The 22472-nt window shown below is 66.7% G+C and carries 20 protein-coding genes; 11 read left to right on the forward strand and 9 right to left on the reverse strand.

The genetic code is table 11. From position 1 onward, the window contains the following. Positions 1–158: 158 nt before the first annotated feature. Genes ASE00_RS07125 through ASE00_RS07135 form a run of 3 tightly spaced genes read left to right on the forward strand, consistent with a single transcriptional unit; the run spans position 159 to position 2994 of the window. The gene (locus tag ASE00_RS07125; RefSeq protein WP_056379417.1) at positions 159–1217 is read left to right on the forward strand and encodes a type III polyketide synthase; all 1059 of its coding nucleotides are present in this window, start codon (positions 159–161) and stop codon (positions 1215–1217) included. Further along, positions 1217–1912 carry a methyltransferase domain-containing protein gene (locus tag ASE00_RS07130; RefSeq protein ID WP_056378529.1) on the forward strand — a complete coding sequence of 232 codons (696 nt, stop codon included), beginning with the start codon at positions 1217–1219 and terminating at the stop codon, positions 1910–1912. The genes ASE00_RS07125 and ASE00_RS07130 overlap by 1 nt, the downstream gene beginning before the upstream one ends. Continuing rightward, complete coding sequence (locus ASE00_RS07135; RefSeq protein ID WP_056378532.1) at positions 1891–2994, forward strand: NAD(P)/FAD-dependent oxidoreductase; 1104 nt, start codon at positions 1891–1893, stop codon at positions 2992–2994. Before ASE00_RS07130 ends, ASE00_RS07135 begins: the two co-directional genes overlap by 22 nt. Positions 2995–2999: 5 nt before the next feature. Here the strand turns inward: ASE00_RS07135 and ASE00_RS07140 are convergent, their stop codons facing one another. The 7 genes from ASE00_RS07140 to ASE00_RS07170 form a co-directional block, all read right to left on the reverse strand. Further along, a complete protein-coding gene (locus tag ASE00_RS07140) occupies positions 3000–3641 on the reverse strand; it encodes a hypothetical protein (RefSeq protein ID WP_082594500.1) in 642 nt (213 codons plus the stop codon). Between the two features lie 85 nt (positions 3642–3726). Continuing rightward, on the reverse strand, positions 3727–4215 hold the full coding sequence (locus ASE00_RS07145) for an SRPBCC family protein (RefSeq protein WP_056379421.1): 489 nt from the start codon (positions 4213–4215) through the stop codon (positions 3727–3729). A 5-nt stretch (positions 4216–4220) separates the two neighbouring features. After that, a complete protein-coding gene (locus ASE00_RS07150; protein ID WP_056378534.1) occupies positions 4221–4544 on the reverse strand; it encodes an ArsR/SmtB family transcription factor in 324 nt (107 codons plus the stop codon). A gap of 42 nt (positions 4545–4586) precedes the next feature. Beyond that, complete coding sequence (locus tag ASE00_RS07155; protein WP_056378536.1) at positions 4587–4823, reverse strand: hypothetical protein; 237 nt, start codon at positions 4821–4823, stop codon at positions 4587–4589. Between the two features lie 37 nt (positions 4824–4860). Beyond that, the gene (locus ASE00_RS07160; RefSeq protein WP_056378538.1) at positions 4861–5643 is read right to left on the reverse strand and encodes a LysR family transcriptional regulator; all 783 of its coding nucleotides are present in this window, start codon (positions 5641–5643) and stop codon (positions 4861–4863) included. Further along, positions 5640–6038 carry a Co2+/Mg2+ efflux protein ApaG gene (gene apaG / locus ASE00_RS07165; RefSeq protein ID WP_056378540.1) on the reverse strand — a complete coding sequence of 133 codons (399 nt, stop codon included), beginning with the start codon at positions 6036–6038 and terminating at the stop codon, positions 5640–5642. The genes ASE00_RS07160 and apaG overlap by 4 nt, the downstream gene beginning before the upstream one ends. 2 nt (positions 6039–6040) lie before the next feature. Continuing rightward, the gene (locus ASE00_RS07170) at positions 6041–7246 is read right to left on the reverse strand and encodes a trans-sulfuration enzyme family protein (protein ID WP_056378541.1); all 1206 of its coding nucleotides are present in this window, start codon (positions 7244–7246) and stop codon (positions 6041–6043) included. A gap of 117 nt (positions 7247–7363) precedes the next feature. Here ASE00_RS07170 and ASE00_RS07175 point away from each other — a divergent pair, with 117 nt between their 5' ends. From ASE00_RS07175 to ASE00_RS07210, 8 genes are all read left to right on the forward strand, one after another. After that, a complete protein-coding gene (locus ASE00_RS07175) occupies positions 7364–7912 on the forward strand; it encodes a glutathione peroxidase (RefSeq protein WP_056378543.1) in 549 nt (182 codons plus the stop codon). A 204-nt stretch (positions 7913–8116) separates the two neighbouring features. Beyond that, positions 8117–9388: an efflux RND transporter periplasmic adaptor subunit gene (locus ASE00_RS07180; protein ID WP_056378545.1), complete on the forward strand. Its 1272-nt coding sequence runs from the start codon at positions 8117–8119 to the stop codon at positions 9386–9388. Between the two features lie 93 nt (positions 9389–9481). Next, entirely contained in the window at positions 9482–12658 is a 3177-nt protein-coding gene (locus ASE00_RS07185) for an efflux RND transporter permease subunit (protein ID WP_056378547.1), read from the forward strand. 12 nt (positions 12659–12670) lie between these two features. Beyond that, entirely contained in the window at positions 12671–14092 is a 1422-nt protein-coding gene (locus tag ASE00_RS07190; RefSeq protein WP_056378549.1) for an efflux transporter outer membrane subunit, read from the forward strand. 46 nt (positions 14093–14138) lie between these two features. After that, on the forward strand, positions 14139–14618 hold the full coding sequence (locus ASE00_RS07195; protein WP_056378551.1) for a hypothetical protein: 480 nt from the start codon (positions 14139–14141) through the stop codon (positions 14616–14618). Between the two features lie 74 nt (positions 14619–14692). After that, entirely contained in the window at positions 14693–16513 is a 1821-nt protein-coding gene (locus ASE00_RS07200) for a diguanylate cyclase (RefSeq protein WP_056378554.1), read from the forward strand. Positions 16514–16692: 179 nt separating this feature from the next. Then, positions 16693–17457 carry a hypothetical protein gene (locus ASE00_RS07205; protein WP_156405302.1) on the forward strand — a complete coding sequence of 255 codons (765 nt, stop codon included), beginning with the start codon at positions 16693–16695 and terminating at the stop codon, positions 17455–17457. Between the two features lie 98 nt (positions 17458–17555). Then, positions 17556–20180: a M1 family metallopeptidase gene (locus tag ASE00_RS07210; protein ID WP_056378558.1), complete on the forward strand. Its 2625-nt coding sequence runs from the start codon at positions 17556–17558 to the stop codon at positions 20178–20180. 24 nt (positions 20181–20204) lie between these two features. Here the strand turns inward: ASE00_RS07210 and ASE00_RS07215 are convergent, their stop codons facing one another. Continuing rightward, positions 20205–21524, reverse strand: a complete 1320-nt coding sequence (locus tag ASE00_RS07215; RefSeq protein WP_056378560.1) for a sensor histidine kinase — start codon at positions 21522–21524, stop codon at positions 20205–20207. Next, positions 21524–22219, reverse strand: coding sequence for a response regulator (locus ASE00_RS07220; protein WP_056378562.1), 696 nt, complete (start codon positions 22217–22219; stop codon positions 21524–21526). The genes ASE00_RS07215 and ASE00_RS07220 overlap by 1 nt, the downstream gene beginning before the upstream one ends. Positions 22220–22472 lie beyond the last annotated feature (253 nt).

The following is a 22472-nucleotide window of genomic DNA, read 5'->3' on the forward strand; positions in this document are numbered from 1 at the left end:
GGGAAGCGGGCTCCGAACCAATAGAGGGTCGACCAAGCGGCCAAGTGGATTCCCGCCTGCGCGGGAATGACGATGGTGGGGAGCGTGCGGCGATCACTAAGTGTTGTGCGAACCTGTCGGGCATGGGACATATCGCCCATGCCGCGCGTTCAATCCCGATGACCGCCCATATCCATGCGATCGGCACCGCCGTGCCCGCTCATGACGTCCACCGCACCTTTATCGACTGGGCGAGCGAGCGGCTCGAAGGGCGTGAACGCGCGCTGTTCCTGCGAATGGCCGGGCGGTCAGGGATCGAGCATCGCTGGAGCGTGCTAAAGCATCCGGAAGCGGGCAGCACCCAGGTCGACAGCGGCGGCTATTATGGCGGCGCGATGCCCCCGACCTCCGAACGGATGGCGACCTATGTCCGCGAGGCGCCCGAGCTGGCGCTGAAGGCGATCGCCGATCTTTCCAGCCGCGCCGACATAAGCGGGATCACCCATCTCGTCGTGGCCAGCTGCACCGGTTTCGTCGCGCCGGGCATCGACCAGATCATCGCCCGCCGGCTCGGCCTCGCCGGATCGGTGGAACGGACGCTGGTGGGCTTCATGGGCTGCTATGCGGCGGTCGCGGCGCTACGGGTCGCGCATCATATCGCCCGGTCGGACAGTGACGCCCGCATCCTAGTCGTGACGGTCGAGCTTTGCTCGCTTCACCTTCAGGATGCGCCGGAGATCGCCAGCCTGCTCGCCCAGCTGCAATTCGCCGACGGCGCCGCTGCGGCACTGGTGAGCAGCGAACCCGGCGGCATTGCGATCGACCGCTTCTTCGCCGCCACCCTGCCCGACAGCGACGAGCTGATCCGCTGGAACATCGGCGACCAGGGCTTCGTGATGCACCTGTCGGGCGAGGTGCCGGGGCGAATATCCGCCGCACTTGAGACGCCCGACATGCGGCGCGCGATCCTAGGCAACCGGGCAGCGCGCGATATTCCGAGCTGGGCTGTCCATGCCGGCGGGCGGTCGATCCTCGACGCGGTCGAGCAGGGGCTGGAACTCGACGGCGCAGCGCTCGACGCGTCGCGGCGGACGTTGCGCGACAATGGCAACATGTCGTCATCGACGCTGATGTTCGTGCTGGCGGGAATGCTGGCCTCGGCCAGCCCGGTCGACGGCGTCGCGGTCGCCTTCGGGCCCGGCCTCGCCGCCGAGGGCTTCGCGATCACGAGCATCTGATGCGCTCGCTCCTTCATCCCGCACAGCAAGAGGAGCAGATGGATGCGCCAGACCTCGACCCCGCCATATATGCACACGTCCTGACCGACCTCGCGTCGGTCAACCGCTGGACCTTCGCGGCGCGGCCGACGATCGGCTTCATCGCGCGGGCGGTGGGCGATCGGAAACGCTTCACCCTGCTCGATGTCGGCTATGGCGATGGCGACATGCTGCGCGCCATCGCGCGCTGGGCGGAGAAGCGCGGGATCGAAGCCGAACTGACCGGGGTCGACCTCAACCCGAACAGCGAGCAGGTCGCGCGGGCCGCGACGCCCAACGCGCTCAACATCGAATATCTGACCGGCGACTATCTCGATCAGGTCGGGCGCGGTTTCGACCTGATCATCTCCAGCCTCGTCGCGCATCATATGAGCCATGACCAGCTGCTGGGCTTCCTGCGCACGATGGAAGCCTGGGCCCAGCGCGGCTGGCTGGTCAACGATCTCCACCGCCACCGCTTCGCCTATCTCGGCTTTCCACTTCTCGCGACGGTGATGCGCTGGCACCGGATCGTGCGGCAGGACGGACAATTGTCGATCGCCCGCGCCTTCCGGCCGCGCGAATGGCTGCCGGTCCTCGCCGAAGCCGGGCTGGAGCATCAGGCCCGTGTCGTCCGCCGTTTCCCGTTCCGGATATGCGTCGAACGGCTGCGCTGATCGCGGGCGGCGGGCCGGCGGGCGCGGCAGCGGCGATCCTGCTGGCGCGCGGCGGCGCGATGCCGGTGGTGATCGAGCGCAATCGCGAGCCGCAGGAGGTGGTGTGCGGCGGTTTCCTGGGCGGTGACGCGATCGCGCTGCTCCGCCGCCTCGGAATCGATCCAGCAGTGCTCGGCGCACGGCCGATAAGGCGGGCGCGGCTGATCGCGGGGCACCGCACGGTCGAGGCCGATCTGCCCTTCGAGGCCGCCGGGCTGTCGCGCCGCACGCTCGACGCAGCGTTGCTGGGGCAGGCCGAGGCGCAGGGGGCGATGATCGAGCTTGGGCTGACGATCCGGCGCGTTGACCCGGCTGCCCGCTGCCTGCACCTGAGCGACGAGACCGTCATAGGCGGCGACGCCCTGTTCCTGGCGACGGGCAAGCATGACGCGCGCGGGGCAGCCCGCCCGGTCGCGCCGGAGAGCGATCCCGCACTGGGGCTGCGGATAAGGCTGGAACCATCCCCGGCGCTCGACGCCGCGCTCGACGGGATGATCGAGCTGCACCTGTTCCGCAACGGCTATGCCGGGCTGCTGCGGCAGGAGGATGGCAGCGTCAACCTGTGCCTGTCGGTCGCGCAGTCGCGGCTGAAGGCGGCGGAGGGCCAGCCCGCACGGCTGATCGAAGCCTTGGCGCGCGAAGCGCCACGCCTCGCCGACCGGTTCGGCGCGGCGGCGGCGGGCAGTGCCTGGTCGAGCGTCGCGCGCGTCCCCTATGGCTGGCGCGCGAAGCGTGGAGCGCCGGGGCTGTTCCGGCTCGGCGACCAGTCGGCGGTGATCGCCAGCCTGGCCGGCGACGGCATCGCCATCGCGCTGGCGAGTGCGGCGCGCGCGGCGCATTGCTTCCTGCAGGGCGGGGCCGAAGCGGCCGAGCGCTTCCAGTCGGGCTTCGCCGCGCAGGCGCGCCGCCCGGTCAGCTTGGCGAACCTGCTGATGCACTGGGGCGGGACGCCGTGGATCGCCGGGCCGCTGCTGGGCATCTTCGCGCGCGCGCCGGGATTGATCCGGCAGGCGGCGGCGATGACGCGGATCGGCGTCGGCTGATCAGCCTACCATTGCTGCGCCGACGCGGTCGATGCGTTGGCGGGGATGACCGCCCCGCCCGCAGGCTGGGGCGCGACGGCAGGCGCCGGGATGGTCATCGCCGGCGCGGCGGGCGTCTGATCGGCGAATATCACCGGCACGTCCTCTTCGAGGATCGCGTTGACGACGGTGCCGGGCGGGATGAGCGCGCTGGTGCCGGTCATGAAGAAGCCGGCAGGCAGGAAGACGATCGCCGAGGTGGCGATCGCGCCGCCGCCATTCTTCTTGCCCTTGTCGTTGACCGAACCCGAGATGCGCAGCCGCCGGTCATTGGCGGTCACATAGAGCAGCCGCGTCTCAATATTGCCCGACTTGCCCCACATGCCCTTGTTGCGGATCGAGGTGACCTCGCCCACCGCCGGGCTGCCGATCGGAATGACGACGCGGCCGTTGAGCAGCACCGCCTCGCCGACCTCCAGCGTGAAGCGATCGCCGACCTTGAGATGCTTGCCCTTTGTGGTGAGTTCGCTCGTCGTCCGCAGGCTGATCGGCGTCCCGCTGCGCAGCACCGTCGACGGCGCTCCGCCGACGACCCACGCGCTCGATTCCTGTGCGGTCGCAGGCGCGCACAGCACGGCCAGCAAGGCTGCTCCAACCAGATATTTCACGACGCCCCCGCCGAATGTTGTTCCCTGGCCCTCTAGAAGGGCTAAGCCCCGCAGGGTCAAGCCGCATTGGATCGGATTTGGATCGTCAGGTGGTAGCCAGAAACTCGTCCAGTTCGTCGAAGCTGCCGCCCCAGCCGCCGTGCATCGAGTCGATCGCGGCGATGAACTCGGCTCGTTGCGCGGCATTCGCGCGCAGCGGTGTCTGGTGCAGCCGCATACGAGTGTCGGCCCCCTCCTCGTCGAAAGTGATGGTGGTCAGCAGGACCCGGGGCCAGTTGGGCGAGAAGGGCGAACCGGCGATGTTCGCCTGCGGATCGGAGAAGCTGTGCTCATAGACCAGCCGTGACGGGGGTGTGAGCTCGCGATAGACGAACTTCGCCCAGAGGCGGCGGCCGTCAGGCGCGTCCATATAGCTGTGCAGCATACCGCCCGGGCGGATATCGGCGGTAACGGCGGTCGCGCGCGTGCCCTTCGGGCCAAACCATTGCACCAGCAGTTCGGGCTTCGTCCAGGCATCCCAGACCTTCTGGCGCGGCGCCTTGAAGAGCCGTGAGATCGTGAATTCATCGGCCATCAGGATCATCCTTCCTTGTCTTCGGCAAGCAGCGCATCGAGCCGATCGAAACTATCGCGCCACAGCACCGCGACCTCGTCGAACCAGATGGAGGGTTCGCGCAGTGCATCAACCTTCAGGCGGCGCGGGCGCGCCTGCGCGGCGCGGCCCTGCTCGATCAGCCCGGCCGCCTCAAGTACCTTGAGGTGGCGAGAAATGGCGGGCTGGCTGATGTCGAAGGGCTGCTGCAATTCGGAGACGGTCGCGTCGCCCCTTGCCAGCCGCGCGATGATGGCGCGCCGGGTGGGATCGGCGAGCGCGGCGAGTTTTCGGCTGAGCGAATCTTCCATAGCCGATTTATTATATAACCCATCAGCTATGTAAAGTCGTGCTCAATCGTCGCGATGCTGGCGGCGCCATTCCTTTTCGGCGCGCTTGCGCTCCTTGCGGTCGCGTTCTTCCTGCTTGCGCATGTCGCGGCCGCGGTTGCGATCGGCCTCGTCCTGGCTGGTGGTGGCCCAGTCGACGCCCTGGCCGACCACCTTGAACGGGGCTGTGACGACCGTCTTCGCGGTGCTGACACAACCAGCGAGCGCAACGAAAGCAGGTATAATCAAGAGCTTGTGCATGCCGCCTTCTACATCAATCGAGGTAGCAGGGCCAGCGTCAGGCGGTCAGCGTCGCGACCAGGGCCTTGACCTTCTTCTGCCGCCATTGCGGGGTCGGCGCGACCAGCCAATAGCTGTGTGCCGACGGCTGGACATCGCCATGGGCGCGGACGCGGCCCTCGGCAACGTCGCGCTCGACGAGCAACGCAGGGACATGCGCGGTGCCGAAGCCCGCCGCCGCCGCGTCGATCGCGAGGCCGGCGTCGGCGACCATCAGCGCGGCGTTCCTGTCATCGGCGGGCGCACCGGGCCAGCCGATCGGTGCGCCGTCGGCGAGGCCGATCTTGACGAGCGCGCCTTCGGCCAGCTGGACGCCCTCATGCTCGCCCGGCCCCTCGGCATAGCAGATGGCGAGATCGAGATTGGCCTGGGTGAAATCGAGCCCCTCGTCCGACGACAGCAGCACGAAACGCAGCTCGGGATCGGTGCGGCCGAAATCGGCCAGACGCGGGGCGAGCCATTTGGCGGTGAAGTCGCGCGGCGCTGCGATGGTCAGCGTCTTCGACGACTGGCCAGCCTGCATCGCGCGGACGGCTTCCTCGAACTGGAGGAAGCCGGCGCGCAGCGCGTCGAGCCCAGCCTCTCCCTCGGGGGTCAGTTCGAGCCCCTTGGCGGTGCGGCGGAACAGGACGACGCCGAGCGTGTCCTCGAGCGCGCGAATCTGCTGGCCGACCGCAGCCGGGGTCACCGCCAGTTCGTCGGCGGCGCGGGTGAAGGACAGGTGGCGCGCCGCGGCGTCGAGGACGCGCAGGCCGTTGAGGGGGAGATGGGTGCGCTTCATATGGCGACTGCGGGGCCGATCAGCGGGAAGCGCGGGATAGCGGCCTCGAAGGTCGAGCCGTCCTCGGCGACCATATGATAGCTGCCCTCCATCGACCCGGTAGGGGTCTGGAGCGGACAGCCCGAGACATAGTCGTAGGACTGGCCGGGCTCGATCACCGGCTGCTCGCCGACCACGCCTTCGCCGCGCACATCGTGCTTGCCGCCGCGCCCGTCCGTGATCAGCCAGTGGCGGGTCAGGAGCTGCACCGCCTGCTGCCCCTCATTCTCGATGCGGATATGATAGGACCAGAACCAGCGGCCGCGCGCCGGTTCCGACTGTTCGGGCATGAAGGACACCGCGACCCGCACGACGACGCCGCGCGTCTGCGCGGTATGCGGGAAGAGGGCCTTCATGATCACAGGCCAACGGCTTTCAGCGCGCGATCGAGATCGTCGATCACGTCGAGCGGGTCTTCCAGACCGACATTCAGCCGCAACATGCCTTCCTCGACTCCCATCTCCGCACGCACCTCGGCCGACAACCCGGCATGGGTGGTCGAACAGGGGTGCGTCATCAACGATCGCGAATCGCCGATATTGTTCGAAATATCGACCAGTTCGAGCGCATCGAGCAAGCCATGCGCCTGCGTGCGCCCGCCGTCCACGAAGATCGATATGATCGTGCCGCCGGCCGACATCTGCTTCATCGCCAGTTCGTGCTGCGGATGGCTGGCAAGCCCCGGATAGAGGGTGCGAACCCGGCCATCGAGGAATTGCGCCACCTTCATCGCATTCTCGCTCTGCCGGTTGATCCGCAGATCGAGCGTCTCGAGCCCCTTCATCACCACCCAGGCGTTGAAGGCGCTGAGTGTCGGCCCGGTGTTGCGGGTGAAGGCAAGCAGCGTGTTGTTGATGAAGGCGTCGGTACCGCACACCGCGCCCGCCAGCACGCGCCCCTGCCCGTCCATCATCTTGGTCGCCGAATAGGCGACGATGTCCGCGCCATAGTCCATCGGCCGCTGCAGCAGCGGCGTGGCGAAGGCGTTGTCGACGACGGTCAGCAGCCCCGCATCCTTCGCGATCCGGCACACCGCCGCCAGATCGACGATGTCGAGCGTGGGGTTGGCCGGGGTCTCGAAGAAGAACAGCTTCGTGTTCGGGCGGATCGCCGCCTTCCACGCATCATTGTCCCGCCCATCGACGATGGTCGATTCGATGCCGAAGCGCGGCAGCAGCGTGTCGGTCAGCCAGCGGCACGAGCCGAAGGCGGCGCGCGCCGCGACGATATGGTCGCCCATCGACAGCTGGCAGAGCAGCGCCGCCGTCATCGCGGCCATGCCCGACGCCATGCAGCGCGCGGCTTCCGCCCCCTCCATCAGCGCGAGGCGTTCCTCGAGCATTTCGACGGTGGGGTTCTGGAGCCGCGAGTAGGTCATCCCCTTCTGCTCGCCCGCGAAGCGCGCGGCGGCGTCGCCCGCGCAGTCATAGGCATAGCCCGAGGTGAGGAAGAGCGCCTCGCTGGTCTCGCCGAAATGCGAGCGCACGGTGCCGCCGCGAACCGCCTGGGTGGCGGGCCGCCAATGGGTAGTGATCGAACGATCCTGGCCGGTGAGCTTCTTCATGGCGCTCGCTTTGCCGCCACGGCCGGGTTCCGTCAATGTCGCCCTCTCTTCGGGGGGTTGCGCCACCGAGCCCGCCGCCCGATATGCTCACCGCCACCCATCAAGAAGGAGCCGACCATGGCGACCGCGATCCAGGACATCCCGCTCAAGACGATCAACGGCCAGGACGCCACGCTGGGCGACTATGCCGGCAAGGTGCTTCTGGCGGTCAATGTCGCCTCCAAATGCGGCCTCACCCCGCAATATGAGGCGCTCGAGGCGCTCTACGGCAAGTACAAGGACAAAGGCCTCGTCGTCCTGGGCTTCCCGGCCAATAATTTCGGCGCGCAGGAGCCCGGTACCGACGCCGAGATCACCGATTTCTGCACGACCAATTACGGCGTCGATTTCCCGATGTTCTCCAAGCTGTCGGTCAAGGGCGACGACCAGCATCCGCTCTACGCGCAGCTGGTCGCCGAGAAGCCCGACAAGACCTTCAAGGACGGCAGCTTCAAAGAGAAGCTGGCGGGGTACGGCATCGTGCCGGAGAACGAGACCGACGTGCTGTGGAACTTCGAGAAGTTCCTGATCGGCAAGGACGGCAAGGTCGCCGCGCGCTTCGCGCCGGACATCGCGCCGGATGACGCGATCATCACGTCGGCGATCGAGGCCGAGCTGGCGAAATAACGGGTTTTGCCCATCCCCTCCTATCGGTGGGAGGGGGTGGGATTACGCAGTTTTCCGGGTTCCGCGCGGATATCTTCCACCCCCGATAGTTATTTTTGCAATCGTGTCAGCAGTGTTCGCACTTGCAAAAGATGTGACCGGTCGGTACCTGCATGATCAGGACGTACCGTTCTGTCACATTTTTGTAAGCGCAGGGACACGCAAATGTATCTTTCCGAGCTCAAGGGCGATCCTGTCGAGACGCTCGACCCGATTCCCCCCGCGCCGCCCCGCTTCACGCGCAAGCGCGCCGCCTATGCTGCGCTGCCGATCGCAGGGCTCATCCTGTTCGCCAGCTACGGCCTGTTCGGCGGCGACAAGGCGAAGGCCGACAGCCAGCCGATCCCGGTCGTCACCGTCAGCCAGCCGATCGAGCAGAATGTCGTGCTGTGGGACGATTATGTCGGCCGGTTCGAGGCGAGCCAGGCGGTCGAGATCCGTCCCCGCGTCTCGGGCGCGCTGACCTCGATCCACTTCAAGGACGGCGACATCGTCCGCAAGGGCCAGCTGCTCTTCACGATCGATCCTCGCCCCTTCGCCGCGTCGCTGGCCGAGGCCCGCGCCCGAGTGGCCAGTGCGGCGACCGCGCTGACGCTCGCCCGCAGTGAACTCGCCCGCGCCAACCGGCTGATCGCCGACCAGGCGGTGAGCGCCGAGGAAGTCGACTCGCTGCGCGCCGCCGTCCAGTCCGCCGAAGCGGCGCTGGCCGCCGCCCGCGCGCAGGTGCAGGCAAAGCGGCTCGACGTCGAGTTCACCCAGGTGCGCGCGCCGATTTCGGGCCGCGTGTCCGACCGCCGCGTCGATATCGGCAACCTCGTCTCGGGTGACTCGGCGTCCAGCGCGACCGTGCTGACCACGATCAATGCGCTCGACCCGATCTACTTCTCCTTCGATGGATCCGAAGCGCTTTATCTGAAGCAGCGGCGCCAGAAGGCGGGTTCGGATCATGTCGAGATCCGGCTCCAGGACGAGGCCGATTACAAATGGAAAGGCAAGGTCGACTTTACCGACAACGCCCTGGATAACGGATCGGGCACGATCCGCGGCCGCGCGGTGATCTCCAACCCCGACTATTTCCTGACCCCGGGCATGTTCGGCAATATGCGCCTGGCCTCGGGTGGCGCGCAGAAGGCGCTGCTGGTGCCCGACGCGGCGGTGGTGAACGATCAGGCGCGCAAGGTCGTCTATGTGGTGACGGGCAAGGATGGCAGCGTCGAGGCGCGGCCGGTCGAGGCCGGGCCGCTGGTCAACGGCCTGCGCGTGATACGATCGGGGCTGAAGCCCCAGGACAAGGTGGTGATCTCGGGCGTCCAGTTCGCCGCCGCCTCACCCAAGGTCCAGACCATGGCAGGCAAGATCGAAGCGGCGGCGCCAGCCCCCGCCGCGACCGCCCTCGCCCCCGTCGCATCACAGGCAACATTAGCGGCAGCCCGCTGACGAACGAACATTTTGCCCACGAGGCAGCCTGACGCCCTTCCCCCCCCGAAGGGCGAACGGCCCTTCTCGCGCCGGCCAACAGGGACAAGACATATGCGCCTGAGCCACATCTTCATCCAGCGGCCGATTTTCGCGGGCGTGATCGCGGTGATCATCACGATCGTCGGTGCGCTCGCCTATTTCGGCCTGCCGGTCTCGCAATATCCCGAGGTGGTGCCGCCGACCGTCACCGTCAGCGCAACCTATCCGGGCGCGTCGGCCGAGACGATCTCCGAAACCGTGGCGTCGCCGCTCGAGCAGGAAATAAACGGCGTCGACAACATGCTCTACATGTCGAGCCAGGCGACCGGTGACGGGCGGCTGGTGACGACAGTCACCTTCAAGTTGGGCACCGATCTCGACGAGGCGCAGGTGCTGGTCCAGAACCGCGTCGCGCTGGCCGAGCCGCGCCTGCCCGAGGAGGTGCGCCGCCAGGGCGTCGTCACCCGCAAGACGTCCCCCGACTTCATCCTGGTCGCGAACCTGATCTCACCCGACAACTCGCTCGATCGCGGCTATATCTCCAATTACGCGCTGACCCAGATGCGCGACCGGCTGGCCCGTATCGACGGCGTCGGCGAGGTCCGCCTGTTCGGCGCGCGCGACTATGCGATGCGGATCTGGATCGACCCCGGCCTCGCCGCCGCGCGCAACATGACCGCGGGCGAGATCGTCGCGGCGCTGCGTGCGCAGAACGTCCAGGTCGCAGCGGGGGCGATCGGCAAACCGCCCGAGACGGGCTCCAGCGCCTTCGAATTCAACGTCGAGACCCAGGGCCGGCTGACCACGCCGCAGCAGTTCGCCGACGTGGTGATAAAGGCCGACGCCGATGGCCGGCTGACCCGGCTGCGCGATGTCGCCCGGGTCGAGCTGGGCGCCGAGGATTATGGCGTGAACACCTATCTGAGCGGCCAGCCGTCGCTCGGCATCGCGATCTTCCAGCGCCCGGGATCGAACGCGCTCGCCACCGCCAAGGCGGTGCTGTCCGAGCTCGACACCATGTCGAAGAAGTTTCCGCGCGGGCTGGACTATAAGGTCATCTACAACCCGACGCAGTTCATCAGCGAGTCGGTGAGCGCCGTCCAGCACACGCTGCTCGAAGCCGTGGTGCTGGTGGTGATCGTGATCCTCGTCTTCCTGCAAAGCTGGCGCGCGGCGATCATCCCGGTGATCGCAATCCCGGTCTCGTTGATCGGCACCTTCGCGGTGCTCGCCGCCTTCGGCTATTCGCTCAACAACCTTTCGCTGTTCGGCCTGGTCCTCGCGATCGGCATCGTCGTCGACGACGCGATCGTCGTGGTCGAGAATGTCGAACGCAATCTCGAACACGGCCTGAGCCCGATGCAGGCGGCCTACCGGTCGATGGAGGAGGTCTCCACCGCGCTGGTCGCGATCGTGCTGGTGCTGTGCGCGGTGTTCGTGCCGACGATGTTCCTGACCGGGCTGACCGGCGAATTCTATCGCCAGTTCGCGGTGACCATCTCGTCCGCGACGATCATCTCGCTGATCCTGTCGCTGACCCTCTCCCCTGCCCTCGCCGCCCGGCTGCTCCAGCCCAAGGCGGAGGACGAGCCCAAGGGCCGCTGGGCGCGGATGGCCTATATCGGCGGCAAGCGCTTCAATGCGGGGTTCGACCGGCTGAGCGGCTTCTATGCGAACAGCACCCGCAAGCTGCTGGCGCGGCCTAAGCGCGTGCTGTTTTCCTATGCGGGGCTCGTCGCGCTGACGGTCGCCGTGTTCGGCGCGACCCCGGTCGGCTTCGTCCCCGCGCAGGACCAGGGCTATGCGATCGCGCTGGTCTTCAGCCCGCCGGGAACCGCTCTCGCCTCGACCGATGCGACGCTGCGCGCGGTGTCCAAGAAGATGCTGAAAATCCCCGGTGTGAAGGGCGCGGTGATGCTGACCGGCTTCCACCCGCCATCGGGCACCAACGCATCCAACTCGGCAGTCGCCTTCCTCGTGTTCGACAGCTTCGAGGAGCGCGCCAAGCATGGCCAGACCATGAAATCGATCATCGCCGAGGCAGGCAAGGTCGCCCATGGCTTCGATCAGGCGCGGGTCTTCGTGGTGCAGCCCCCGGTCATCCGCGGCATCGGCAGCAGCGGCGGCTTCAAGATGGTGCTGCAGGACCGCGCGGGCCTGGGTCTGGACAAGCTCAACCAGGTCGCCTGGGGCCTGATCGGCGAGGCGCACAAGGACCCGAACCTCGCGATGGTTCATACCAAGTTCGAGAATAACGCGCCCCGCGCCTATGCCGACATCGACCGCGCCAAGGCCGACATGCTGGGTGTGCCGCCGAGCCGGGTGTTCGAGGCACTGCAGGTCTATCTGGGCTCAGCCTATGTCAACGACTTCAACCTGCTCGGCCGCACCTATCGGGTGACCGCGCAGGCCGACATGCCGTTCCGCGACGATGTCTCGGACATCCAGCAGCTCAAGACCCGTTCGAACAGCGGGGCGATGGTGCCGATCGGCGCGGTCGCGACGATCGAGAACAAGTCGGGCGCCTATCGCGTGCTGCGCTACAACCTCTATCCGTCGATCGACGTCGAGGGCGAGGCGGCGCCTGGCCACTCGACCGGCGCCGCGCTGGCAGCGATGGACAAGCTCGCCGAGAAGCTGCCCGCCGGCGTAACCGCCGAATGGACCGAGATCGCCTATCAGCAGAAGCTGGCCGGCAACGCTGCGATGTACGTGTTCGCCGCGGCGGTGCTGTTCGTCTTCCTGGTGCTGGCGGCGCAGTTCGAAAGCCTGATGCTGCCGCTGGCGATCATCCTGATCGTGCCCATGACGCTACTCGCGGCGATGACCGGCGTGAACCTGCGGGGCATGGACAACAACATCCTGACACAGATCGGCCTTGTCGTGCTCGTCGGCCTTGCCGCCAAGAACGCGATTCTGATCGTCGAGTTCGCCAAGCAGGGCGAGGAGGAAGGCCTGTCACCGGTCGACGCCGCCGTCCGCGCGGCGCAGGACCGGCTCCGCCCGATCCTGATGACCAGCTTCGCGTTCATCCTGGGCGTCGTGCCGCTGGTGATCGCGAGCGGGCCCGGCGCGGAGCTGCGCCAGGCGCTGGGCACGGCGGTGTTCTCGGGCATGCTGGGCGTGACCTTCTTCGGCCTCGTCTTCACCCCGACCTTCTATGTCGCGGCGCGCACCCTGGCCCAGCGGTTCGAGCGCCGCTGGGGCAAGGGCGGCGAGGCCGATCCTGCGCTCGTTCCCGCCGAATAAGGGGAGGATAAGATGACCAAGAAACTTTTGCTCGCCGCCGCCAGCCTGCTGACGGTCGCCGCCGCCGGGCCCAACTATGTCCGCCCGGCCACCCCGCCGAGCGCCGCCGGTCCCTTCACCAGCGCGCCCGCCGCGCCGGTGACGGCGGCCGAGCCCGACCGGGCGTGGTGGCGGCTCTATCAGGACCCGGTGCTCGACCGGCTGGTGGCCGACGCGCTGGCGGCGAACACCGACCTGCGGGTGGCGATCGCCAATCTCGACAAGGCGCGCGCGTCGCTGCGCGAAGCCCGGTCGGACCGGCTGCCGCAGACTAACATCGGCGCAGGGGCAACCTATGGCCGCTCGCCCGAAGGCCAGCGCGCGCCAGGCGCGAAGCGCGAGGACTGGTCGTTCGATGCCGGATTGAGCGTCGGCTATGAGGTCGATCTGTTCGGCCGGGTGAGCCGCGCGGTCGAGGCCGCACGCGGCGACGCACAGGCCGCCGAAGCCGCGCGCGACGCGGTGAAGGTCGCGATCGTCGCCGAGACTGCGCGCGCCTATGCCGACGCCTCGTCGGCCGCCGAGCGGCTGGAGGTTGCCGAACGTACGCTGGGCCTGCTCGATCAGACGGTGACGCTGACCGGCAAACGCTTCGAGGCGGGCCGCACCTCGCGGCTCGACGTGTCGCGCGCCTCGGCGCTGCGCGAGCAGCAGCGCGCCACCCTGTCGCCGCTGCGCGCCCAGCGCGACGCCGCGCTGTTCCGGCTGGCGACGCTGACTGGCCGCGCGCCCGCCGATCTTCCCGCCGATGTCGGCCAGCGCAAGACCACCTTGCGCCTCGACCGGCCGATCCCGGTCGGCGACGGCCGCGGGCTGCTCGCGCGGCGCCCCGACGTCCGCGAGGCCGAGCGCCGCCTTGCCGCCGAGACCGCGCGGATCGGGGTGGCCACTGCCGACCTCTATCCGCGCATTTCACTGGGGGGATCGATCGGATCGACCGGACCCTCGCTCGGCGACATGTTCGGCGGCGGGCTGCTGCGCTGGCTGGTCGGCCCGTTGCTGAGCTGGAACTTCCCTAATCAGGAGGCGGGACGCGCCAAGATCGCCCAGGCCAAGGCATCGACGCAGGCGGCGCTCGCCAGCTTTGACGGCACGGTGCTCGGCGCGTTGCAGGAGACCGAGACCGCCTTGTCGGCCTATGCGCACGAACTCGATCGCCGTGAGGCGCTGCGCGAGGCCGCAAACCAGGCCCAGATCGCCGCGAATATCAGCCGCGCCCAACTGCGCGAGGGCCGGGCCGACTTCCTGATCGTCCTTGATGCCGAGCGCACCTCGGCGGCGGCAGATGCCGACCTGGCCGAATCCGACGCCCGGGTGGCGAATGCGCAGGTCGACCTGTTCCGCGCGCTCGGCGGCGGATGGCAGGTGGAGGCGGCGAAGGTGGCCATTCGCTGACCACCACCCTTGCGGGCCGCCCGAAACATGCGCATCACCACGGGGGATGCGATGTGGTTTCTTCCTTGTGCTGGCGGGGCTCGCCCTGAGCGGATGCGGTGAAAAGCCCGCGCCGGAGCCGGCCCTGAAGCCAGCGGCGGTGTTCGAGGGGCTGCCGTTGTCGGGCAATCTCGCCACCGCGCTGGCGGCGGGCTTTGGCAATTGCCTGGAAGACACCAAGGGCATCCGCTGCCGCAAGGATGGCGTCACGGTGATGGGGGTCGGCCCGCTAAGCGCCGCGATCGACCTGGCGGGCAACCCCGCGCGCTTCGATCATGTGACTTTGTGGCATCCCCGCGATCAGGGTGCGGTGTTGGACATCAAACCCGCGCTGGACCATGCCGGTTGGCACTCGTGCCTGACGCCTGATGCCGAACGCCTGTGGCATCCGCCCTCGCCACTGCGCATCGCGATCGACACCAACTACTGGGGCAGCCGCCGCCTCGTCATCAGCGCGCCGCCGCCGAGCCCCACGCCCTATTGTTGACGCTCCGCAATATTGCGGAGAGGGCAAGTGCGTAACGGCATGATCTAACGGCATTTCCGGAGAGACGCCTGACGATGCGCATCGCGACGATTACCAACTGGGCCTATGGCCTGACGCTGCTGCTGACCTTCGGATCGGGCGCGGCCTTCCTGCTCGCGGTCGATGCCGACAAGGACGAACGCGCCGCGGTCGAAGAGCGTTCGGCCTATCTGCGGATCGCCGAGGACATCGACGTCATCATCGAGCGGCTGACCGATCAGGCGCGGCTCTATGCGATGCGCGGCGATCCCGCACACAAGCTGGCCTGGCAACGCGACCGCGACGGAGCGAATGCGATCGACCGGATGACCGTACGGCTGCGCGCGCTGCCGCTCTCTCCCGCCGAGACCGAAGCGCTGCGCGAGGCCGATCGCGATCTCGCCAACGTCGAAACGCTCGAACGTGCGGCGATCGCAGCCGTCGACCGGGGCGATCGCGCCGCGGCAACCGGCCTGCTCTATGGCGACCGCTATCTGGCGCTCGACGGCGATGTCGAACAATCGCTGAACCGCTTCAAGGCGGCAATGCGGGCGCGGACGGCGGGTGAGCTGACCGCCGCGCGCGAAACCGCCGATCGCTGGGACGATGTCGCGAGAGCGCTGCTGGGGATCACCGCGGCGCTGTTCCTCGCGGTGCTCTACTTCATCCTCTCGCGCCGCGTCGCCCGGCCGCTGACGCATATGAGCAACGTCGTCACCCGTCTGGCCGAGCGCGACTTCGAGGCCGACCTGCCCGACGACCAGCACCAGGACGAGATCGGCGAGGTGACACAGGCGCTGCGCCTGTTCCGCCGCAGCACGATCGAGCGCGAGCGGCTGGAACGCGAGCGTGACGAGGACCGGCGGATCAAGGACCTGATCGCGCGGATGATGCACCGGATGCAGGGCTGCGACGTCGAGGCCGAGCTGGCCGATGTCGTCTCCTGCTATGCGCCGCAGATCTTCCCCGATCTGGCCGGGCATATCTTCGTCTATGACCATGCGCGCGGGCGGCTGAGCACGATCGGCCAATGGCAGGAGCCCACGCTGAGCCTGCCCGATTTCGCGCCATCCTTCTGCTGGGGCCTGCGCCGGGGCCACCCGCATCGCAGCAATGCGCGCGGCGAGGATATCTGCTGCCAGCATATCGGCGACATCGATGGGCAGGATTGCCTGTGCGTGCCGCTGATGGCGCAGGGCGGGACCGTCGGCATGCTCTATTTCGAAGCGCGTGAAGAAGGCGGCGGGCGCTATGGCGAGCGGTCGATCTATCTCGACCTGATGTCTGAGAATATCGGCCTCGCCCTTGCCAATATCCAGCTGCGCGCGACGCTGGGCGCGCTGGCGACGCGCGATCCGCTGACCGGGCTGTCGAACCGCCGCCATCTCGACGAAGTGTTCAACCTCGAGCGCGCGCTGGCCGAAAGCCAGGGGACGCCGCTCGGCTGCCTGATGATCGACATCGACCATTTCAAGCGCTTCAACGACGAGTTCGGCCATGATGCGGGCGACCTCGTCATGCAGCATGTGGCGCAGGTGCTGCTGAGCCACGCCCGCGAACGCGACCTCGCCTGCCGCTTCGGCGGCGAGGAGTTCACGATGCTATTGCCCGGCCGCGACGCCACCGCCGCCGCCGAGCGCGCCGAGGACATCCGCCAGACGATCCGCAAGGTCGCCCTCGCCTATCGCGGCCGCCCGCTCCACCCGGTGACCGTCTCGATCGGAGTCGCCGCCTATCCGGCGCAATCGGACGGCGCGAGCCTGCTCAGCGTGGCGGACAGCGCGCTGCTGGAGGCGAAGGCGGCGGGACGCGACCGAGTGGTGATCGCGGGGGAGACGCCGCCCGATCAGCCGAGTTTGTTTCGAGCGGCGGGTTAGCTTTCCGTTTCTCGCCGTTGCCTACTAGCAACGATAGCTATTCCAGTAATCGGCTGACCTTTCAACAAACCGACCGGCGATACGCCGCCTAAGGCTCCAGCAAATAGCCTCACAATCAGCAGTGGCGGTATGCCGGTTAGCACTTCTTCTTTTTTTCGACTCGTGTCTGTTCCGACGGAGTGGCAATCCTGCTGTTGATTACTTCGTCGCGCTACCGCACGATGTCTGCTTGGAGGGGCTTTCATGTTTCATGCGCCGTCTTTCATCAAGCCATGAGTCGACCGGAAGGCGATCAGGAAAGGCGCACCCGGGTTCTGGAGGCACTTGGTTCGTACCAAAAGCTAGGAGCGCTAAGTGACGACATTGGCGACCTAGCCGATATGCTGATGGACGAGAGCGATCGAGGTGTCGTTGTCATCCTCGGTAGCTTAATTGAGGACGCCTTGCTTGCCCGCTTAATGGGAACGTTCACGAGCCTATCGAACCAAGAACAAAAGAATCTCATAAGAGGGGGCGGGCTACTCAGCTCCTTCGATCACAAGGTCACGCTGGCTCACGCCACTGGAACTATCGATCAAGAGACCGTGGACATGCTAAAAGTGATCAAGGCAATGCGGAATGCATGCGCTCATAGCCGTCTCGACATTAAATTCTCGACGCCACAACTCCATGATGCCCTGTCGCTTTTATTTGCCGGACCCGCTAAGGCCACCATTAATAATAATGGTAACCCGCTGGCATTGAGGTTCTATTTCATAATCTCCTATCTCTACCTCAGCGATCGCATAAAAGGTATTTCTCGCACACGAGCTGCAAAGCGCTCGCGAATGTTTATGGACGCATTTCTGACGAGCCTTGAGGAAACTGTTGCGACGTACCGAGCATCGCTCGAGAAGCGGAACAAACGACGAGCGCAGAGTTTCCCCCAGTCCTCCAAAGGCTGAATGCATCCGCTCACGCTCCCGCGTCGTAGAACAAACCCGCGCTTGCGAGGTGTGTTAGTCACCTATATGACCAACACATCTCCCTAAGAGGACATCCTATGAAAAATCTGCTCGCCGCCGTCGCTCTGGCCGCGCTTTCGACCGCCCTCCCCGCCGCTGCGCCGATCGCCGAGCCGGTGCCGCTCGGCATTCTCTCCGATGCGGCGACGCCGAGCGCCTATCGGCTCGACCTGACCGTCTTGCCCGATCAGGAGCGTTTCTCGGGGCATACCGAGATCGACGTCACGCTGCGCGGGGCGACCAGTTCGCTCTATCTGCATGGCCGTGAGCTGAAGGTGTCGAGCGCGGTCGCGAAGGTTGGGGGGAAGACGGTCAAGGCGGTCTATAGCCAGGTCGAATCCACCGGGGTCGCGCGGCTCGATTTTGCGAGCCCACTGCCCGCAGGCAAGGCGACGTTGGTGTTCGATTATGACGCGGCGTTCGGCGACAGCCCGGCGGGGCTGTACCGGATCAAGGTTGGGGAACAGTGGTATGCCTGGACCCAGTTCCAGTCGATCGACGCGCGCGCGGCGTTCCCGGGTTTCGACCAGCCGGGGTACAAGACGCCGTTCACCGTCTCGCTGACCACCAAGCCGGGTTACACGGCGCTGAGCAATGCGCCCGATGTGAAGACGACCAAGGTCGGCGATCTCGTCCGCCATGACTTCCTGCCGACCCGGCCGCTGCCGACCTATCTGGTCGCCTTCGTCGTCGGCCCCTATGCGACCGCAAGCGGCGCGGTGCCCGCGACGCCCGAGCGCAAGGAACCGCTGCCGGTCCGCATCGTCGGGACCCAGCCTTACAAGGACAAGCTCGACTTCGCGCTGGAAAACACGAGCCCGATCATCACCCTGCTGGAGAAATATTTCGGCACCGGCTTCCCCTTCCCCAAGCTGGACCAGATCGGTTCGCCGGTGATGCCGGGGGCGATGGAGAATGCGGGCGCGGACATCTATGGCGACACCATCCTGCTCCTCGACAAGGGTGCGTCGACCGACCAGAAGAAGACCTTCGGGATGGTCGTCGCGCATGAGCTGTCGCACCAGTGGTTCGGCGATCTCGTCACCCCCGCCTGGTGGGACGACATCTGGCTGAACGAGAGCTTCGCCAACTGGATGGGCTATCGCATCGGCGACGAATGGCGGCCCGACCTGAAAATCTGGGCGGGCGCGCTGGACGAGGGCTTCGCGGCGATGAACGTCGATGCGCTGAAGGCCGGGCGGCCGATCCACCAGCCGATCAGGACCAATGGCGAGATCGACAGCGCCTTCGATCAGGTGACCTATGGTAAGGGCGGCCATGTCGTCTCGATGATCGCCGCCTATATGGGCGATACGAAGTTCCGCGACGGCGTCCGCCTCCACCTCAACCGCTACGCCTATCGAAATGCGACGACCGACCAGTTCTTCGGATCGCTGGCCGATTCCGCGCATGACCCGCGCCTGCTCGCCGCGATGAAGAGCTTCGTCGACCAGCAAGGCGTGCCGGTGGTGCGGGTCGAACGCACCGCGGACGGCGTGACCGTCAGCCAGAAGCGCTATGCGCTGCTCGGCAGCAGCCTGCCGCAGCAGAGCTGGATCATCCCGCTGTGCGTGCGGATCGGCGAGACCCGCGATTGCAGTCTGCTCGACCAGCCCAGCGCGACGGTGAAGCTGGCCGGCAAGGGCGCGATCATGCCCAATGCGGGCGGCACCGGCTATTATCGCTTCTCGCTGCCCGAGGCCGAATGGCGGACGCTGATCGCCGATGCGGCGAAGCTGGAATCGGGCGAGGCGCTGGCGCTGACCGACAGCCTGTGGGCGGGCTTCCGCGCGGGCGAGGTCGCGCCGTCGCTTCTGCTCGATGCGGCGAAGGCGATGGCGGGGAATGACTATTCGGGTGCGGCGGTCGATGGCGGACAGCGGCTCGCGGGCCTGCGCCAGCGCGGCATGATCGCGGGCGACGCGCTGCCCGGCTATCGCGCCTTCATCGCCGGCACCTATGGGCCCAAGCTCGCCGCGATCGGCTTCGATCCGCGCGCGGGGCTGTATGAGAGCGAGAATGGCGACCGGCAGAAGCTGCGCGCCGACCTCGTCTCGCTGGTCGCGGACGAGGCCGAGGACAAGGGGCTGCGCGCCCGCCTTGCCGCCGCTGCGACCGCCTGGCTGGGCGGCGACAAAGATGCGCTCGACCAGGCTTTCTTCAACGACGGGCTGAGCGCCTATGTGGCGGCGGGCGGGCCAACTGCGGTGGCGAGCCTGTTCGACCGGGCGATGGCCAGCGACGACACCTTGTTCCGCGACAGCGCGCTCGCCGCGCTGGCAGGCACCGGCAAAGCGGACAATGGCCGCTGGCTGCTCGACCATATCGACGACCAGCGGATGCGGGTCAGCGACAAGATCACGGTGATCCAGATCATGGCGCTGGAGCCCGAAACGCGCGACATGGCCTATGCCTGGTCGGTGAAGAATTATGACGTGCTGGTGAAGGGCAGCGGCATATTCGCCGCCAACCGCCTGCCGACAACGCCGATCCGCTATTGCTCGGTCGAGAAGGCCAAGGCGGTCGAGGCCGATTACCGGCCGATGATCGAGAAGCACAAGCGCGGCGCGCTCGCGCTCGACCGCACGGTGGAGCAGATCAATGCATGCGGCGCATTGGAGGCGAAGCGCGGCGCGGAGATATTGGCGGCGTTCAGGAAATAAGATGCCGTAAGGGGTGAAGTCTCTTCATCCCTCGGCGCCGCCCATCGAGGGAAGCGTCAGCCGAAAGATCGAGCCGCCGCTCGCCGGCTGCCGATATTCGAGCCGGGCCGATATGCGCAGCGCGGCGCGCTGGGCGATGTACAGGCCGAGTCCGGTGCCGAGGCCTCCGGCCACCGGCGGACGCGACCCTCGCTGGAACTTCGCGAATATCCGGGTCTGCTCCTCCGCGGCAATGCCGACGCCCTGGTCGATCACGTCGACGACGGCATCGCCGTCGACGGTCGCACAGGCGACGCGGACGGTGCTTCCGGGGGGCGAATAGCGGACCGCGTTGGACAGGAGATTGTCCAATATCTGCGCCACGGCCTCGTCGCTGGTACTGATCAATATGGCGGGCTCCTGCCCGAGCCGTTCGAACTCGACCCCGGCCATACCGGCTCTGACCCCGATCCTTTCGACCGCGGCGGCGGCAAGTGCATGGAGGTCGTGGACCCGCAGGTCGACGGCACCGCGATCTTCGGCTTCGTGCGCCTGCAGCAGCTTATCGATCAGGGCGAGCATGTCCGCAACGCTCTGGCCGGCTTCCGTGAAGACGCTGCGCAGCATGTCCGGCGGCATGTCCGGCCGGCTGGCGGCAAGCTCAAGAAGCCCGTGCAGTCCGGACATCGGGCTGCGCAAATCATGCGCGGCGATCGCCATCGTTTCCCGGATGTCATGGTTTCGCTGGGCCAGTTCGTGATTGGCGTTGGCGAACATCCTGTTCTGCCCGGCGATGATCGCCCTCATGACATGATCCCGCTCGCGGGCGCGGTAGAGAAGATAGCGGATCAACACGGCCGAAACCGCGGCGAACAGGGCGGTACCGGCGCTTTGCAACGCGATGCCGATAGGCAGATGCAGGCTGCCGATCCAGCCCAGCAACATGACACTCGTGACGAGGACGATTCCTCCGAAGATCCCCGGCCGCACCTTGAAGAGCGCCGCCAAGCCGAGCAGGACGATCGAATAGGCATAGGCTTGCTCGTCTGCGCGCGAGCCCGTCACGGCCAGCAATTGCGCCACGATCAGCAGGACGACGATGAAACCGAGCGGCACCGCCCGGTCGAACGGGCTGCGGCGGCGCGCGAGATGCGCGGCGACGGCAAAGGCGAACATCAGCGCCGCCCCGGCGAGGGCCACCGTGAGCAGCAGTATATTCTGCCGGACGATAGCGAGCGCCCCCTCGACCAGCATCATCGCGGCCGCGACGGACCCTACGATCTGCGTGCGACGAAGGTTGACGGGGATGATCTCCTCATCGAAGGAGCGGCTCCCGTCGAGCGGCTGCGTCGTCGAACGGATCATCAGGATTTCCGGCGGTTGCCGGCTGGCCCCTGCGCCAGCAGATACCGTGACAAGGGGACGAGTTCCTGTACCCGATCGACACCGAGCTTGATCTTGAGCCGCTCGCGATAGGTGCCGACCGTTTTCGCGGAGAGCGAGAGTTCCTGCGCGATGCGCTGCAACGACAAGCCTTGGCCGGTGAGCTGAAGCACCTGCATCTCGCGGTCGGACAAGGCGTCGATCGCCTGGGCTTCGCTGAAAGCGAGCACCGCCCCGGCGCCGGGCCGGCTGCGGCCCTCGAAGAACAGATCGCCCTTCGACACGGCAGCGATGGCGGCTTCCATCTCTCGAAGTCCCCCGACCTTGGAGAGAAAGCCCCGTGCGCCCGCACGCAAGACCCGCGGACCGACGACCCGCTCATATTGGCAGGAATAGGCGATGATCAACAGATCTGGCCTGCGTTTGAGCAAGGTGCGGATGAGATCGATCCCATCCTGTCCACCCAATATGAGATCGAGGATGACGATATCCGGAACGAGGTCGTCGACCTTCTGGCACGCACTGGGAACATCATTCGCTTCGCCGCAGATCGTGACATTCTCGTTGTCGCCGAGCAGCAACTTCAGCCCATAGATGACGATGGGGTGGTCATCGACGACAAGGACCCGTTTATTGCTGGTTATGACCCGCGAACCTACCATCATTTCGTCTGTCATCGGACTTTCATCATTCCATCGGGCCGCGGGATCTCCCCGATTTCGACATTACCCTAACCTGCCGCAGGTTTAGGCACGGCCCCGCCAAAGTAGCGTAGGCCGATGACCTACAGGAGCGGCCCCAAACCAAAGCAGGCCGTTACCGGCATGATGGCAATTTCCGCTACGGAAAATTGGCCAGAACCCTGATAGCGTCGATCCTGGGCCCGGCAAATCAGGACCAGCGTCACGCCGGGGACGATTGCTGACAACT

The organism is Sphingomonas sp. Root710, from assembly GCF_001429065.1.
GTDB lineage: Bacteria > Pseudomonadota > Alphaproteobacteria > Sphingomonadales > Sphingomonadaceae > Rhizorhabdus.

Excerpts from the sequence above, each read along its gene's own strand:
- ASE00_RS07125 (WP_056379417.1), top strand. The coding sequence starts at position 159 with ATGACCGCCCATATCCATGCGATCGGCACCGCCGTGCCCGCTCATGAC.
- ASE00_RS07130 (WP_056378529.1), top strand. The coding sequence starts at position 1,217 with ATGCGCTCGCTCCTTCATCCCGCACAGCAAGAGGAGCAGATGGATGCG.
- ASE00_RS07135 (WP_056378532.1), top strand. The coding sequence starts at position 1,891 with ATGCGTCGAACGGCTGCGCTGATCGCGGGCGGCGGGCCGGCGGGCGCG.
- ASE00_RS07145 (WP_056379421.1), bottom strand. The coding sequence starts at position 4,215 with ATGGCCGATGAATTCACGATCTCACGGCTCTTCAAGGCGCCGCGCCAG.
- ASE00_RS07150 (WP_056378534.1), bottom strand. The coding sequence starts at position 4,544 with ATGGAAGATTCGCTCAGCCGAAAACTCGCCGCGCTCGCCGATCCCACC.
- ASE00_RS07155 (WP_056378536.1), bottom strand. The coding sequence starts at position 4,823 with ATGCACAAGCTCTTGATTATACCTGCTTTCGTTGCGCTCGCTGGTTGT.
- ASE00_RS07160 (WP_056378538.1), bottom strand. The coding sequence starts at position 5,643 with ATGAAGCGCACCCATCTCCCCCTCAACGGCCTGCGCGTCCTCGACGCC.
- apaG (WP_056378540.1), bottom strand. The coding sequence starts at position 6,038 with ATGAAGGCCCTCTTCCCGCATACCGCGCAGACGCGCGGCGTCGTCGTG.
- ASE00_RS07170 (WP_056378541.1), bottom strand. The coding sequence starts at position 7,246 with ATGAAGAAGCTCACCGGCCAGGATCGTTCGATCACTACCCATTGGCGG.
- ASE00_RS07175 (WP_056378543.1), top strand. The coding sequence starts at position 7,364 with ATGGCGACCGCGATCCAGGACATCCCGCTCAAGACGATCAACGGCCAG.
- ASE00_RS07180 (WP_056378545.1), top strand. The coding sequence starts at position 8,117 with ATGTATCTTTCCGAGCTCAAGGGCGATCCTGTCGAGACGCTCGACCCG.
- ASE00_RS07185 (WP_056378547.1), top strand. The coding sequence starts at position 9,482 with ATGCGCCTGAGCCACATCTTCATCCAGCGGCCGATTTTCGCGGGCGTG.
- ASE00_RS07190 (WP_056378549.1), top strand. The coding sequence starts at position 12,671 with ATGACCAAGAAACTTTTGCTCGCCGCCGCCAGCCTGCTGACGGTCGCC.
- ASE00_RS07195 (WP_056378551.1), top strand. The coding sequence starts at position 14,139 with ATGCGATGTGGTTTCTTCCTTGTGCTGGCGGGGCTCGCCCTGAGCGGA.
- ASE00_RS07200 (WP_056378554.1), top strand. The coding sequence starts at position 14,693 with ATGCGCATCGCGACGATTACCAACTGGGCCTATGGCCTGACGCTGCTG.
- ASE00_RS07210 (WP_056378558.1), top strand. The coding sequence starts at position 17,556 with ATGAAAAATCTGCTCGCCGCCGTCGCTCTGGCCGCGCTTTCGACCGCC.
- ASE00_RS07215 (WP_056378560.1), bottom strand. The coding sequence starts at position 21,524 with ATGATCCGTTCGACGACGCAGCCGCTCGACGGGAGCCGCTCCTTCGAT.
- ASE00_RS07220 (WP_056378562.1), bottom strand. The coding sequence starts at position 22,219 with ATGACAGACGAAATGATGGTAGGTTCGCGGGTCATAACCAGCAATAAA.